Below are 13,936 nucleotides of genomic sequence, written 5' to 3'. Positions count from 1 at the left end.
TGATCCAGAACAAGCTCGGCAAACTGGCCGGGATCCAGCAGCTGGAATTCAACCTGATCAACCGTGTACTCGGCGTGACTCACAACTTGCCGGACACCGCGCCGATCATCGACGCGATCAAATCCCTCGGCATGCAGGCCGAGCCGCTGGAGGCGGGCGTCGAAGCGCCAGCGCCGGCGCCGGTGAAAAAACACTGGTGGCCCCTCGCGCTATCCGGCGTCGGCGCACTCGCTGCCGAAGTGATCCACTTCACCAGCGCCGCCCCGAGCTGGGTGGTGGCGATCATCGCGCTGATCTCGATCCTCAGCGGCGGCCTCACCACCTACAAGAAGGGCTGGATCGCCCTGAAGAACCGCAACCTCAACATCAACGCGCTGATGAGCATCGCCGTGACCGGCGCCGTGTTGATCGGCCAATGGCCGGAAGCGGCGATGGTGATGTTCCTGTTCACCGTGGCCGAGCTGATCGAAGCGCGCTCGCTGGATCGCGCGCGCAACGCCATCAGCGGTTTGATGCAGATGACGCCGGAGCAAGCGACGGTGTTGCAGGCTGACGGCAACTGGGTCGAGCTGGACGTCAAAAGCATCGATCTTGGCGCCCGTGTGCGGGTGAAACCCGGTGAACGCATCGCGCTGGACGGTGAAGTCGTCAGCGGCAGTTCGACCATCGATCAGGCGCCTATCACTGGCGAAAGCCTGCCAGTGGAAAAAACCGTCGGCGACAAGGTTTTCGCCGGCACCATCAACCAGGCCGGTTCTCTGGAATACACAGTGACCGCCGCGGCGAACAATTCCACTCTGGCGCGGATCATCCACGCCGTGGAGCAGGCGCAAGGCGCGCGGGCGCCGACCCAGCGCTTCGTCGATCAGTTCTCTAAAATCTACACCCCGGTGGTCTTCGTTCTGGCCCTGGCCGTGGCGATCATCCCGCCGCTGTTCATGGGCGCCGCGTGGTTCGACTGGATCTACCGCGCGCTGGTGCTGCTGGTGGTCGCTTGCCCGTGCGCACTGGTGATTTCCACCCCGGTGACGATCGTCAGCGGCCTCGCGGCAGCGGCGCGCAAAGGCATTCTGGTCAAGGGCGGCGTGTACCTGGAGGGCGGTTTCAAGCTCGACTATCTGGCCCTCGACAAGACCGGCACCATCACCCACGGCAAACCGGTGCAGACCGATTACCTGTCCCTCGACCCGACCGCCGACGCCACAGCCCCGGCGATTGCCGCCGCGCTGGCCGGGCGTTCCGATCACCCGGTCTCGCTGGCCATCGCCAACGCAGCTGTGGATAAAGGGTTCGCGACACTGGTTGTGGATAACTTCGAAGCGCTGGCTGGCCGTGGGGTAAAAGGCGAGGTCAACGGTCAGGTTTACCACTTGGGCAACCATCGTCTGGTGGAAGAGCTGGGCCTGTGCTCGCCGCAACTGGAAGAAAAGCTGTTCGCGCTGGAGAAACAGGGCAAGTCCGTGGTGTTGCTGCTCGACAGCTCCGGTCCGCTGGCACTGTTCGCCGTGGCCGACACGGTCAAGGAAACCAGCCGTGAGGCGATCCGCCAACTGCACGAACTGGGCGTGAAAACCCTGATGCTCACCGGCGACAACGTCCACACCGCGCAGGCGATTGCGGCGCAGGTCGGGATCGATCAGGCCAAGGGCGACTTGCTGCCCACCGACAAACTGCAAGCCATCGAAGAACTGTATGCCCAGGGCCGTCGGGTCGGCATGGTCGGCGACGGCATCAACGACGCACCGGCACTGGCTCGGGCCGAGATCGGTTTTGCGATGGCAGCGGCCGGCACCGATACCGCGATTGAAACCGCCGATGTCGCCCTGATGGACGACGATCTGCGCAAGATTCCGGCCTTCATCAGCCTGTCGCGCAATACCGCCGCTATTCTCAAACAGAACATCGCACTGGCGCTGGTGATCAAAGCGATCTTTCTTGGGGTAACCTTCGCCGGGCTCGCCACCATGTGGATGGCGGTGTTTGCCGACATGGGCGTAAGCCTGCTGGTGGTGTTCAACGGTTTGCGCCTGTTGCGCAAATAGAGGAAGAGGGACGGTTGTGCTGAGTGCCGAGCTGAAAGCGTTTTACATGGTGGCCCGCCTGGGCAGCATCACGCTGGCGGCGAAAAAGCTCGGCCTCAGCCAACCGACCGTGACCACCCAAATCCGCAATCTGGAAAGCCAGTATTCGGTGGAGCTGTTCTACCGCGGCGGCCGGCGCCTGAGTGTCAGCGACGAAGGTGCGCGGCTGTTGCCGATGGTCAAGGCGCTGTTGCAGCAGGAAGCCGATATCGAGTTCTTCCTGCGCAACAGCGGTCAGGTCCAGGGCACGCTGCGCATCGCCGCCACCGCGCCGTATTACATCCTCGATCTGGTGAAGACCTTCCGCGAGCGCCTGCCGCAGGTAGAAGTCTCGGTGGAAATCGGCAACTCTCAGCAAGTGCTCGAAGCGCTGGAGGATTACCGGGTGGATGTCGCGGCGTCGTCGCAACTGCTCGACGACGCACGGCTGATCCGCCGGGTGCTCGGCAGCGATCCGCTGGTGCTGGCGGTGCATCGCAATCATCCGCTGGCGGCGCACGACCATGTCACGCTGAGTGCACTGGCCGGGCATACCTTGCTGATGCGTGAATCCGGCTCGACCACTCGGCGCCTGACCGAAGAGTTGCTGGCCAGCGCCGGCGTCAGTTTTGGCCCGTTGCTGGAGATCGGCAGCCGCGAATCGATCCGCGAGGCGGTGCTGCGCAATATCGGCATCAGCATCATTGCCCGCCAGGAAGTGCCGCACGATCCGCAGTTGCGGGTGCTGACGCTCGAAAATGCGCCGCAGATTCCCGAATATCTCTACTGCCTCAAGGAACGCAAGAATGCCCGCTTGCCGGCGGCGTTTCTCGGGCTCGCGCAGGAAATGTCCCCCGCTTGATCGTAATGATCGTTCCCACGCTCTGCGTGGGAATGCCTCATTGGACGCTCTGCGTCCGCTCTTGGGACGCAGAGCGTCCCGGGCTGCATTCCCACGCAGAGCGTGGGAACGATCCGCGATCCGCGGTGAACCCAAATCCCTGAATACCACTATCGGTCGATTTTGCCTTGTTGCCATATGACCGACGCATTACAACTCTAGGATTCGTCTCATCTGCTTGATGAGGCCTGTCCATGAACCCTGCAATCGCAACTGCCCTGACCAACCCCGGCGCACCGATGAAAGTGCGCGGCGTGCAGAAGCGCTTCGGCGCCTTCACTGCGCTGGATAACGTCTCCCTTGATGTCGCGGCTGGTGAGCTCGTTTGCCTGCTCGGCCCGTCGGGCTGTGGCAAGACCACATTGCTGCGTTGCATCGCCGGTCTGGAAAAGCAGGACAGCGGCGAGTTGTACCTCGGCGAGCGCGACGTTTCCCACCTCGCCCCGCAGGCCCGGGACTACGGCATTCTGTTTCAGTCCTACGCGCTGTTTCCCAATCTGACCGTCGAAGCGAACATTGCCTACGGCCTCGCCAGTAGCGGTCGCGATGAAGTGCGCCGTCGCGTCGGTCAGATGCTGGAACTGGTCGGCCTCAGCGGCAGTGAGAAAAAATACCCGGGCCAGTTGTCCGGCGGCCAGCAGCAACGGGTGGCACTGGCCCGCGCCCTGGCCCCCGCACCGTCGCTGCTGTTGCTCGACGAACCGATGTCGGCCCTCGATGCCCGCGTCCGCGAGCATCTGTGCACCGAGCTGCGCCAACTGCAACGCAACCTCGGCATCACCACTCTGATGGTCACTCACAATCAGGACGAAGCCATGCTGATGGCCGACCGCATCGCCGTGATGAACAACGGCAAGGTCGAGCAGTACGCCACCCCGCAGGAAATCTACAACCGCCCGGCCACGCCGTTCGTGGCCGAGTTCGTCGGCCAGGGCAACTGGCTGCCGTTCCAGCGCAGCAGCGACAGCCATGCCAAGGTCGGCGGGATGAACCTGCGCCTGGCCGACGGCAGCGTCCACAGCCCGTCGGGCCGGCTGTTCTGCCGTCCGGAAGCGATCAACGTCAATCCACTGGTGCATGAAGAAAACCTGTTCCCGGCCAAGGTCCGCGAGATCACTTTCCTCGGCAACCGCTGCCGCATGAGCTTCGAACTCGATCAATTGCCGGGTCATGCGCTACTCGCCGAACTGGCGCCGGAAGCCATGCCGCGCCTCGGCGCCCAGCAGATCATGGTCGCCTTGCCGCCACGCAGCCTGCAGGTGTTTGCCTGATGAACAGCAACCTCGCACTGCCGCTACCGCAAAAGCAGGCGCGGCAGGTGTCCGGGGCCGAGGTCGGCGACCGGATCTTCGTCCTCGGCGGCAAACTCCTGCTGCTGGTTTTGCTCGGTGTGGCGGTGTTGTTGCCGTTGCTGGCGATCTTCTGGCGCGGCTTCAGCAGCGAAGCTGGGCAGGGCGGTGGCTGGCTCGCCGCAAAGGAATTGGTGAGCAGCGACAATTTCCACTGGCTGCTCGGTAACAGCCTGAAAGTTTCCCTCAGCGTCGCGGCCATCGTCGTACCGCTGGCCTACCTGTTTGCCTACGCCTTGCAGCGCACGTTGATTCCGGCAAAAGGCATCTGGCGCGGGATTTCCCTGCTGCCGCTGATGGCGCCGTCGATGTTGCCGGGGATCGCGCTGGTTTATCTGTTCGGCAATCAGGGCATGTTGCGCGGGCTGCTGTCGGACAACATCTACGGTTTCTGGGGGATTGTTCTGGGTGAGGTGATCTACACCTTCCCACACGCCTTGATGATTTTGCTGTCAGCCCTGTCGCTGGCGGATGCGCGATTGTTCGACGCTGCGTCGAGCATGGGCGCCAGTCCGGCGAAAGCCTTCCGCAGCATCACCTGGCCCGCGACCCGCCAGGCTGTGTTCGCCGCGTTCTGTCTGGTGTTCACCCTGACCATCACCGATTTCGGTGTGCCGGTGGTGGTCGGTGGCGACTATCAAGTGCTGGCGCTGGAAGCCTACAAAGCGGTGGTCGGCCAGCAGCAATTCGGGCGCGGCGCGCTGATCGGCATGGTTCTGTTGCTGCCGGCACTGTTCAGCTTCGGCGTCGATGCCTGGCTGCGTCGGCGTCACGGTGATTCCATGAGCGGCCGCGCCCAGGTGTTCAAACCGGCACCGTCGAAGAAGCGCGATGCCTTTTATCTCAGCGTGGTCCTGCTGATCAGCGCTGCGTTGCTGCTGGTGTTCGGCATGGCGGTGTTCTCGTCGCTGGTGAAGTTCTGGCCGTACAACCTGTCGCTGTCGCTCAATCACTACCAGTTCAACGAGACTGCCGGCGGTGGCTGGCTGGCCTACGGCAACAGCCTGAAGATGGCGTTGGGCACGGCGTTGATCGGCAGCGTGCTGATCTTCACGGGCGCCTACCTGATGGAAAAGACTCGCAGCCAGCGCGGGCTGAATCTGACGCTGCACATGCTCAGTTTCGTACCGATGGCGGTGCCGGGGCTGGTGCTGGGTCTGGGTTACGTCTTCTTTTTCAACCTGACCGGCAACCCGTTGCACGTGCTGTACGGGACCATGACCCTGCTGATCGTCTGCACCATTGCTCACTATCTGACCACCGCACAGATGACCGCCACCACCGCGCTGCGTCAGCTCGACGCCGAGTTCGAAGCCGCCGCACTGTCGCTGAAAGCGCCGCTGTACCGGCATTACCTGAAGGTCACCGTGCCGATCTGCCTGCCGGCGCTGCTGGACATCGTGCGCTACCTGTTCGTCTCGGCCATGACCACCGTATCCGCCGCGATCTTCCTCTACAGCCCCGACACCATCCTCGCGGCGGTGGCGGTGCTGAACATGGATGACGCCGGCAACGTCGGCGGCGCGGCGGCGATGTCGACCCTGATTCTGTTCACCTCGGCGGGCGTGTCCTTGCTGCTGGCGTGGGCTTCGCGCGGCTTGCTGCGCCGTTCCCAGGCCTGGCGGCAAACGGCGCCCGGCCACTGATTTTCCCAACCTCAACTCAAGACAGGAAAACGATCATGTTCAAGCCTATGGCCCTGGCCGCTGCTGTGCTCGCTACTTTCAGCCTGAATGCCTTCGCGGCAAAAACCGAGTTGACGGTGTACACCGCCCTCGAAGCCGAGCAGTTGAAGTCCTACAAAGAGGCCTTCGAAAAGGCCAACCCGGACGTCGAGATCAAGTGGGTGCGTGACTCCACCGGGATCATCACCGCCAAACTGCTGGCCGAAAAGGATCGCCCGCAGGCTGACGCGGTCTGGGGCCTGGCGGCGTCGAGCCTGGCGATCCTCGATCAGCAGGGCATGCTGCAAAGCTATGCGCCGAAGGATCTGGGCAAGATCGGCGCGAACTACCGCGACGCCGCCAACCCGCCAGCCTGGGTCGGCATGGACGTCTGGGCCGCGACCATTTGCTTCAACACCGTCGAGGCCGAGAAACAGGGCCTGACCAAACCGGTGAGCTGGCAGGACCTGACCAAGCCTGAGTACAAAGGCAAGATCGTGATGCCGAACCCTGCCTCGTCCGGCACCGGTTTCCTCGACGTCAGCGCCTGGCTGCAAACCTTCGGCGAGAAGCAGGGTTGGGCCTACATGGACGGTCTGCACCAGAACATCGGCCAGTACGTCCACTCCGGTTCCAAGCCTTGCAAACTGGCGGCAGCGGGCGAGTTCCCGATCGGTATTTCCTTCGAATACCCGGCCGTTCAGCTGAAGCGTCAGGGCGCGCCGCTGGACATCATCCTGCCGAAGGAAGGCCTGGGCTGGGAGATCGAAGCGACTGCCGTGATCAAAGGCACGCCGCATGAAGAAGCCGCGAAGAAACTGGCCGACTTCTCCGCCAGTGCCCCGGCGATGGACCTGTACAAGGAAAACTTCGCCGTCCTCGCGCAACCGGGCATCGCCAAACCGCAGACCGAACTACCGGCCGACTACGAGCAGCGCCTGATCAAGAACGACTTCGCCTGGGCCTCGAAGAATCGCGACGAGATCCTGACCGAGTGGCGCAAGCGCTATGACGGCAAGTCCGAGAAAGTCGCTGCCAAGTAAATCTTCTTACCCGATCGTTCCCTGACGGAGCATTGATCGTTCCCACGCTCCGCGTGGGAATGCAGCCAAGGACGCTCCGCGTCCTCTGTGACGCAGAGCGTCACGGTATTCATTCCCACGCAGAGCGTGGGAACGATCATTGAGGTAGCTACATGACACAACACAAAGACTTGCTGATCGTCGGCGCCGGCATCCTGGGCCTGTCCCACGCCTATGCCGCTGCCCGGCGCGGTCTCAAGGTCACGGTTTTCGAACGCACCGCCACGCCACTTGGCGCGTCAGTACGCAACTTCGGCCAGGCACTCGTTACCGGCCAGCCACCGGGCCCGATGCTCGAACTGGCCAAGGCCAGCCGCGAAATCTGGGGCCAGTGGGCGCAGCTCGCCGGCCTGCAACTCAAGCGCAATGGCTCGTACCTGTTCGCCCGCACCGAGGCCGAAGAGCACTTGCTCGAAGCCTTCTGCGCCGGACGCGCCGTCGAGCACGATTACCGCGTCGAACTGCTGCGCGGTGCCACGCTGCGCGATCTGTACGGCGGCCAGTTCAGCCATCACCGCGCCGCGCTGCACGGCATGGACGATCAACAGCTGTATTCCCGGGAGGCGATTCCGGCGCTGATCGAATACCTGCGCCGCGAACTCGACGTCGAGTTTCACTTCTCGACGCTGGTGCGCGACGTCGAGCCTGGACGTCTGCAAAGTACTGTCGGCACATTCTCCGCTCAGCAGATCATCGTCTGCTCCGGCCACGATTATCAGACCTTGTTGGCCGAGCCGATTGCCGCCCTCGACCCGCAAATCTGCCGCCTGCAAATGCTCCGCGCCCGGCCGCAAATCGACCTGAACTTGCAACACGCCTTGCTCACCGGCCTCAGCTGCGTGCATTACGGCGCCTTCGCTGACTTGCCGGAAGCCGCAGCGGTGCAGGCACAGATCCTGCGCGAACAACCGCACTTGCAGGAAAACGGCATTCACCTGCTGATCAGCCCGACGCCGTATGGCGAACTGATCATCGGTGATTCGCACCATTACGGCTGCGATCCGTCGCCGTTCAACGCAGAACAGGTCGACAACTGGATGCTCGAACTGGCCGAACAGACCCTCGGCTGCAAGGTGCAGGTGGTCGAGCGATGGCAGGGTGTCTATGGTTCCCGTGGACCGGGGCCGTTTTCGTTTCTGCGTCCGGCGCCGGGGCTGAGTGTGGCGCTGATGCACAGCGGCGTCGGCATGAGCGTCGGCCCGGCCATGGCCGAGCGCAATGTTGCACAGCTTATTGGAGAGAATTGATGTTGAGACAGGAGCAAGTCATCGACCGGGTGTTCGGCCTCTATGAGCGCTTCGGCGCCAGCGACTACATCGGCGAACCGGTGTCGCAGATCGAACACATGTCCCAGGCGGCGCAACTGGCCATCGCCGAAGGCTTCGACGACGAAGTGGTGCTTGCCGCGTTCTTCCACGACATCGGCCACTTGTGTGCCGAAGGTGCGGAGAACATGGGCGGTTACGGCGTGGTCAGCCACGAACGCCTCGGCGCGGATTATCTGCGTGAGGCCGGCTTCAGCGAACGCCTGGCGCGGCTGGTGGAATATCACGTCCAGGCCAAGCGTTATCTGACGCTCAGGGAATCGGGCTATTACGACCGCTTGAGCGAAGCCAGCCGCCGCACCCTGGAATATCAGGGCGGGGTGATGACGGAGGCTGAAGCGGATGCGTTCGAGCAGGATCCGTTGTGCGCCGTCAGCCTGCGGATGCGCCAGTGGGATGAACTGGCGAAGGAGATGGCGGTGCCGGTGATGGATCTTGCCGTTCTCAAGCGCAAGGCTGAAGTTTTGTTGTCGACCGGGTAAGGGCGCGGATCTAAAGCTCTAGCACCTTCCCGACCAACAACTCAATCTGCTCCTGCCGCTCCGCCTGATTCAGCTTCGGATGCGGATTCAGCGAAGACCATTGCGGATGCGCCCGCGCCTTGTTCAGTGCCTCCGGCAACTTGCCTTCGCGCCAGGTCTTGTCCTGCGGCGTCGCCACCTGAACGGCATCCATCGCCGCATGGCCTCGGGCATTCAGCGCTTGCAGCAGTTGCCGCTGACGCAGTGCCAACAGGCGCAACACGTTGTCGTCGACGGTCAGCTCTCGTTGCCCTTTGATCTTGCCGAGCAGACGGTTGCCATAGCTGCGGGCGGTTTGCAGGGCGCCGCCGGCAATGGCCCCAGCCAGAGCGGCGGCGCCGAGGGTGATGCCGCCCACCAGCAGATCCACACCCGCACCGGCTGCGGCACCGGCGGCAATCCCGCCACCGACTCGCACGCCGAGTTGCTTGAGGGTTTCCGGGTTGAACAGGTCATCGCCCCAACGTCCGTCGAGCAACGGTAGATCGCTGGCGGCGGCGTCCTGCGGGCGGAAGGCGTAGAGCTTCAGCAGCGCCTCGACGCACTTCTGTTCGCGTTGACGCACGGCTTTGCGCAGTTCGCTGATGGCTTGTTGTTCCTGTTCGGCGTTGCTCGCCACACTGCGCCGGCAGGCGGCGCAGTCGATCAGCAATTCGGCGATCAGGCGTGCGGCGCTTTGCTCGCGGGCCAGGCGTTGGGCCTGTTGATCGGCGATCAGTCGTTCAAGTTGTGGGCGGGCGTTTTCCAGCAACAGTGCGAGGCTTTCATACAGCCGCCGCTCACCGTCCTCGGGCGGGACGACGCTGTCGAAACGCACCAGCGCATGCAGGCCCAGACGCGCCAGCGCTTCGCGCCAGTCCGGCTCGCGGTGGTTGGCGCTGCTGACGAAATTCAGCACCGGCAGCAACGGCTTGCCACAACTGGCCAGCACTTCCAGCTCATCGCGGTACTTGGCCAGCACCGGTTCGCGGGCGTCGATTACGTACAGGCCGGCATCGGACTCGAGCAGCTGCCGCAACACTTTGGCTTCCTGTTCGAAACGCTGGCGCGCTTCGCTGCCATCGAGAAACCGCGCCAGGCGTGCCGGGCCGTCGAGGCGTTCGCCGGGGCGCTCCAGACGTTCCAGAAAATCCAGCAGGGCGATGGCGTCTTCCAGACCCGGCGTGTCGTAGAGGTCGAGCAACGGTTCGCCATCCACCGACAACCGCGCGCCTTCGACATGCCGGGTGGTGCTCGGGCGATGGGAGACTTCGCCGAAGCCGACGTCGCGGGTCAGGGTGCGCAACAGCGAAGTCTTGCCGACGTTGGTATGGCCGACCACCGCCAGTTTCAGCGGCGCTTTCCAGGCATCAGTCATGTCCGTGCTCCAGCCAGCTCAACGGGGCGCAATCGGCAAACGGCAGCTCAAGCTGTTGCAGCGCCACATGCCAGTCACCGAGGCGTTCGGCGTCCAGCGCCTGTCCTTGCGGCGCCTGCAACAGCCAGACGCGGGTCGCGGCGGCGTTGCGCGCCAGCTCGGCGATCAGCGCCAGGCTGCCGCGATCCGGTGAACGCCGTGGGTCGCAGGCAATCGCGAGGCGCGCCGGCGGGAAGCGGCTGAGTTGTTCGAGCAGTTTGTTGCGCGATTCGCGACTATCGAGGATGCCGGCGTTGCTGACGTTTTTCGGCAGTGTCGGCGGCCATGAGTGTTGATCGTCGAGTTCGATTGCCACGAGCAACGCGCCATCGCTGGCGTGTTCGCCGACGGTGCTTTCGACGCGGTGCAATTGCGCAGGTTCTGGATCGGTGATGCCGAGGCGTTCGCTGGTCGGCATCAGGCGTTCGCGCAGTTGTGCGTAGCCGGGCAGGTTCAGGTCAAGACGCAGCGCAGCTTTGCCGCTGTTCCAGCGCCAGAAGCAGAACAGCGCCAACAGCAGGCGCGGCAACACGCCGTACACCACCAGCACGCCGACCAGCCAGGTTGCCCACGCCTGACGGGCGCTTTCGATGTTCAGCGCGGTGTCGCCGCTGGCGCGGATCATGTCCACGGTCGGCACGTTGAAGCCCAGTAGCGCCGGCAATGCGCCGAGGGCCTGGGTCATGGTGATGAACGTGTCGGCGCTGAGAATCGTGGTTTCCCAGACGAAGCCGTAGCGCCGGGTCGCCATCAGGGTTAGCAGCAAAACCAGCGCGCTGAACATCGCCAGCAACCACAAGCCATTGACCAGCGTGCCGAGCGCCCAGCGATTGAGCTTTTTGCGTTGCAGCATCAACAGCAAGGCCGGCGCCAGTTGTGCAGCTTTGGCATCGCGGGCGAGTTTTTCACTGAGCCATAGCCACAAGCGCCCGAGGGTGGCGCCATGTTCGCCAGCGAAGATCAGCCCCAGCACCCAGCTCAACAGCAGAATCAGGTTCAGCCCGAGCAGACTGCCCAAGGCCCAGAACACATTGACCGGCGTCTGGCCCAGTGCAGCGAAGGCCAGGCCGGCGCCGCTCAGTACCGCGAAGATCGCCAGCAGCACCAGCGCCAGACGCGCGCCTTGCAGCCAGTGCTTGAGCGCCGAGGTCAGGCCGTCGCGCTCGGCCAGCCACAGGGCGCGGCGTTGAATGCGTCCCGGCAGGTCGCCGCCGGCCGCGCGGGCCAGGCGATTGGCTTCCAGATCGTCCAGCGGGCCTGCGTGTTCTTCGCGCAGGCGCACGGTTTCGGTGAGCCAGAGGTTTTGCAGTGAAGTCAGTTCAGTCACGCGGCATCCCGTTGCTTGATTGAGCCGTGAGCATAACCGCTGTGGCGCTTATCGGGGTAAGGGCGGCTCTGGTATCCTCGCCGGCATGACTAAATCACTCCCCCTCAGCCTGATCGCAGCCCTCGGTGAAAACCGCGTGATCGGCGTCGACAACAGCATGCCCTGGCACCTGCCGGGGGACTTCAAATACTTCAAGGCCACGACACTCGGCAAGCCGATCATCATGGGCCGCAAGACCTGGGATTCGCTGGGGCGCCCGTTGCCGGGTCGTTTGAACATCGTGGTCAGCCGTCAGGCCGATCTGGTGCTGGAAGGCGCGGAAGTCTATCCGTCGCTGGAAGCCGCCGTGGTTCGCGCCGAAGAGTGGGCGAAAGAGCAGGGCGTCGACGAGTTGATGCTGATTGGCGGGGCGCAGTTGTATGCGCAGGGGCTGGCGCAGGCGGATCGTTTGTATCTGACCCGTGTGGCACTGAGCCCGGAAGGCGATGCGTGGTTTCCGGAGTTCGATCTGAACCAGTGGACGCTGGTGTCGAACGTGCCGAATCCGGCTGAAGGCGACAAACCGGCTTACAACTTCGAAGTCTGGGAGCGGGTTTAACTCAATGTGATCGTTCCCACGCTCTGCGTGGGAATGCAGCCCGTGACGCTCTGCGTCACTGGACGCGGAGCGTCCCTAGAGGCATTCCCACGCAGGAGCGTGGGAACGATCAGTATCAAGACTTACGCCTGAGCAAGCTCCGCATGCTCATCGGCATCCAGCAGTGCCTTGTCGGTCTGCTGCATCGCCTGGCTGGTAATCGCGCCAGCGGTGATCGAACCGCTCACGTTCAGCGCCGTGCGACCCATGTCGATCAGCGGCTCGACCGAAATCAGCAACGCCACCAGCGAAACCGGCAAACCCATGGCCGGCAGCACGATCAGTGCCGCGAAGGTCGCACCGCCACCCACGCCCGCCACACCGGCCGAACTCAGGGTTACGATCGCTACCAGCGTCGCGATCCACAGCGGATCCAGCGGGTTGATGCCCACGGTTGGCGCAACCATCACCGCCAGCATTGCCGGGTACAGGCCGGCGCAACCGTTCTGGCCGATGGTCGCACCGAACGATGCGGCGAAGCTTGCCACCGATTGCGGAATGCCCAGACGACGGGTCTGCGCTTCGATGCTCAGCGGAATGCTCGCGGCGCTGGAGCGGCTGGTGAACGCAAACGTCAGCACCGGCCAGATCTTGCGGAAGAAACGCAGCGGGTTGATCCCGGCCGCCGACACCAGCAGGCCGTGCACCACTAACATCAGGCCCAGACCGAGGTACGACACCACCACGAAACTGCCGAGCTTGATGATGTCCTGCAGGTTGGAACCGGCAACCACTTTGGTCATCAACGCCAGCACGCCGTAGGGGGTCAGCTTCATGACCAGACGCACCAGACGCATCACCCAGGCTTGCAGGGTGTCGATGGCGTTGATCACTTTCTGACCTTTCTCGACGTCATCCTTGAGCAGTTGCAGCGCGGCAACCCCCAGGAACGCGGCGAAGATCACCACACTGATGATCGAGGTCGGCTTGGCCCGCGCCAGATCGGCGAACGGGTTCTGCGGGATGAACGACAGCAGCAGTTGCGGCACATTCAGATCGGCGACCTTGCCGGCGTAGTCGGTCTGAATGGTTTGCAGACGGGCCATTTCCTGAGTGCCGGCGACCAGGCCTTCGGCGGTCAGGCCGAACAGGTTGGTCAGGCCGATGCCGATCAGCGCCGCAATCGCGGTGGTGAACAGCAGCGTGCCGATGGTCAGGAAGCTGATCTTGCCCAGCGATGAGGCGTTGTGCAGACGGGCCACGGCGCTGAGGATCGAGGCGAACACCAGCGGGATCACGATCATTTGCAGCAGTTGCACGTAACCGTTGCCGACCAGATCGAACCAGCCGATCGAGGCTTTCAGCACCGGGTTGCCGGCACCGTAAATCGTGTGCAGCGCGACGCCGAATGCCACGCCCAGCACCAGCGCGAGCAGGACTTTTTTCGCCAGGCTCCACGAGGTGTGACGGGTTTGCGCCAGGCCGAAGAGCAGGGCGAGGAACACCAGCAAGTTGAGAATCAGGGGCAGATTCATGAGGACTCCAGAAAAGACTGTGCCAACAACCTTCCGGGGCTGTTGCGAACCGGCAAGCCTAACAGTTTGATTTCCAATGATTTAATACCGAAATCAAAGGTCGTCCGTCGTTTTTGGAATAAGCGGATGTCGCTCTCGGAGATGCAACTGGCGCGAAACGGACGTGGACGGTCGCTGACAGACGGGGACTGTCACATTT

General features: G+C 63.3%; 11 protein-coding genes. 8 read left to right on the top strand and 3 right to left on the bottom strand.

From position 1 onward, the window contains the following. From K5E37_RS26655 to K5E37_RS26625, 7 genes are all read left to right on the top strand, one after another. Positions 1-2,042 (top strand): heavy metal translocating P-type ATPase (locus K5E37_RS26655; RefSeq protein WP_221535580.1); only part of this gene is annotated, 2,042 nt, incomplete at its 5' end. A gap of 16 nt (positions 2,043-2,058) precedes the next feature. Then, positions 2,059-2,922, top strand: coding sequence for a LysR family transcriptional regulator (locus K5E37_RS26650; RefSeq protein WP_007953452.1), 864 nt, complete (start codon positions 2,059-2,061; stop codon positions 2,920-2,922). A gap of 233 nt (positions 2,923-3,155) precedes the next feature. Further along, positions 3,156-4,232: a putative 2-aminoethylphosphonate ABC transporter ATP-binding protein gene (locus K5E37_RS26645; protein WP_221535579.1), complete on the top strand. Its 1,077-nt coding sequence runs from the start codon at positions 3,156-3,158 to the stop codon at positions 4,230-4,232. Further along, complete coding sequence (locus K5E37_RS26640; RefSeq protein WP_221535578.1) at positions 4,232-5,956, top strand: putative 2-aminoethylphosphonate ABC transporter permease subunit; 1,725 nt, start codon at positions 4,232-4,234, stop codon at positions 5,954-5,956. The genes K5E37_RS26645 and K5E37_RS26640 overlap by 1 nt, the downstream gene beginning before the upstream one ends. Positions 5,957-5,991: 35 nt before the next feature. Continuing rightward, complete coding sequence (locus K5E37_RS26635; RefSeq protein WP_064600170.1) at positions 5,992-7,017, top strand: putative 2-aminoethylphosphonate ABC transporter substrate-binding protein; 1,026 nt, start codon at positions 5,992-5,994, stop codon at positions 7,015-7,017. Between the two features lie 152 nt (positions 7,018-7,169). After that, positions 7,170-8,303: a TIGR03364 family FAD-dependent oxidoreductase gene (locus K5E37_RS26630; protein WP_221535577.1), complete on the top strand. Its 1,134-nt coding sequence runs from the start codon at positions 7,170-7,172 to the stop codon at positions 8,301-8,303. Then, a complete protein-coding gene (locus tag K5E37_RS26625; protein ID WP_221535576.1) occupies positions 8,303-8,863 on the top strand; it encodes a phosphonate degradation HD-domain oxygenase in 561 nt (186 codons plus the stop codon). The genes K5E37_RS26630 and K5E37_RS26625 overlap by 1 nt, the downstream gene beginning before the upstream one ends. A 10-nt stretch (positions 8,864-8,873) precedes the next feature. On the opposite strand, the gene K5E37_RS26620 is transcribed toward K5E37_RS26625, so the two are convergent. Together K5E37_RS26620 and K5E37_RS26615 are read right to left on the bottom strand one after the other, a co-directional pair. After that, the gene (locus tag K5E37_RS26620) at positions 8,874-10,259 is read right to left on the bottom strand and encodes a GTPase/DUF3482 domain-containing protein (protein WP_221535575.1); all 1,386 of its coding nucleotides are present in this window, start codon (positions 10,257-10,259) and stop codon (positions 8,874-8,876) included. Further along, positions 10,252-11,625: a DUF2868 domain-containing protein gene (locus K5E37_RS26615; protein ID WP_221535574.1), complete on the bottom strand. Its 1,374-nt coding sequence runs from the start codon at positions 11,623-11,625 to the stop codon at positions 10,252-10,254. The genes K5E37_RS26620 and K5E37_RS26615 overlap by 8 nt, the downstream gene beginning before the upstream one ends. 85 nt (positions 11,626-11,710) lie before the next feature. Here K5E37_RS26615 and K5E37_RS26610 point away from each other — a divergent pair, with 85 nt between their 5' ends. Further along, entirely contained in the window at positions 11,711-12,223 is a 513-nt protein-coding gene (locus K5E37_RS26610) for a dihydrofolate reductase (protein ID WP_221535573.1), read from the top strand. 122 nt (positions 12,224-12,345) lie between these two features. On the opposite strand, the gene K5E37_RS26605 is transcribed toward K5E37_RS26610, so the two are convergent. After that, positions 12,346-13,737, bottom strand: a complete 1,392-nt coding sequence (locus tag K5E37_RS26605; protein WP_221535572.1) for an L-cystine transporter — start codon at positions 13,735-13,737, stop codon at positions 12,346-12,348. Positions 13,738-13,936 lie beyond the last annotated feature (199 nt).

The sequence above is a fragment of the Pseudomonas sp. RIT778 genome, assembly GCF_019718735.1.
GTDB lineage: Bacteria > Pseudomonadota > Gammaproteobacteria > Pseudomonadales > Pseudomonadaceae > Aquipseudomonas > Aquipseudomonas aphyarum.
The sequence above is the reverse complement of the archived record's forward strand: the minus strand, read 5'-3'. Positions and strand labels throughout refer to the sequence as shown.

Bases quoted from the DNA above. Each gene is read 5' to 3' on its own strand.
- K5E37_RS26645 (WP_221535579.1), top strand. From the start codon at position 3,156: ATGAACCCTGCAATCGCAACTGCCCTGACCAACCCCGGCGCACCGATG.
- K5E37_RS26640 (WP_221535578.1), top strand. From the start codon at position 4,232: ATGAACAGCAACCTCGCACTGCCGCTACCGCAAAAGCAGGCGCGGCAG.
- K5E37_RS26635 (WP_064600170.1), top strand. From the start codon at position 5,992: ATGTTCAAGCCTATGGCCCTGGCCGCTGCTGTGCTCGCTACTTTCAGC.
- K5E37_RS26630 (WP_221535577.1), top strand. From the start codon at position 7,170: ATGACACAACACAAAGACTTGCTGATCGTCGGCGCCGGCATCCTGGGC.
- K5E37_RS26625 (WP_221535576.1), top strand. From the start codon at position 8,303: ATGTTGAGACAGGAGCAAGTCATCGACCGGGTGTTCGGCCTCTATGAG.
- K5E37_RS26620 (WP_221535575.1), bottom strand. From the start codon at position 10,259: ATGACTGATGCCTGGAAAGCGCCGCTGAAACTGGCGGTGGTCGGCCAT.
- K5E37_RS26610 (WP_221535573.1), top strand. From the start codon at position 11,711: ATGACTAAATCACTCCCCCTCAGCCTGATCGCAGCCCTCGGTGAAAAC.
- K5E37_RS26605 (WP_221535572.1), bottom strand. From the start codon at position 13,737: ATGAATCTGCCCCTGATTCTCAACTTGCTGGTGTTCCTCGCCCTGCTC.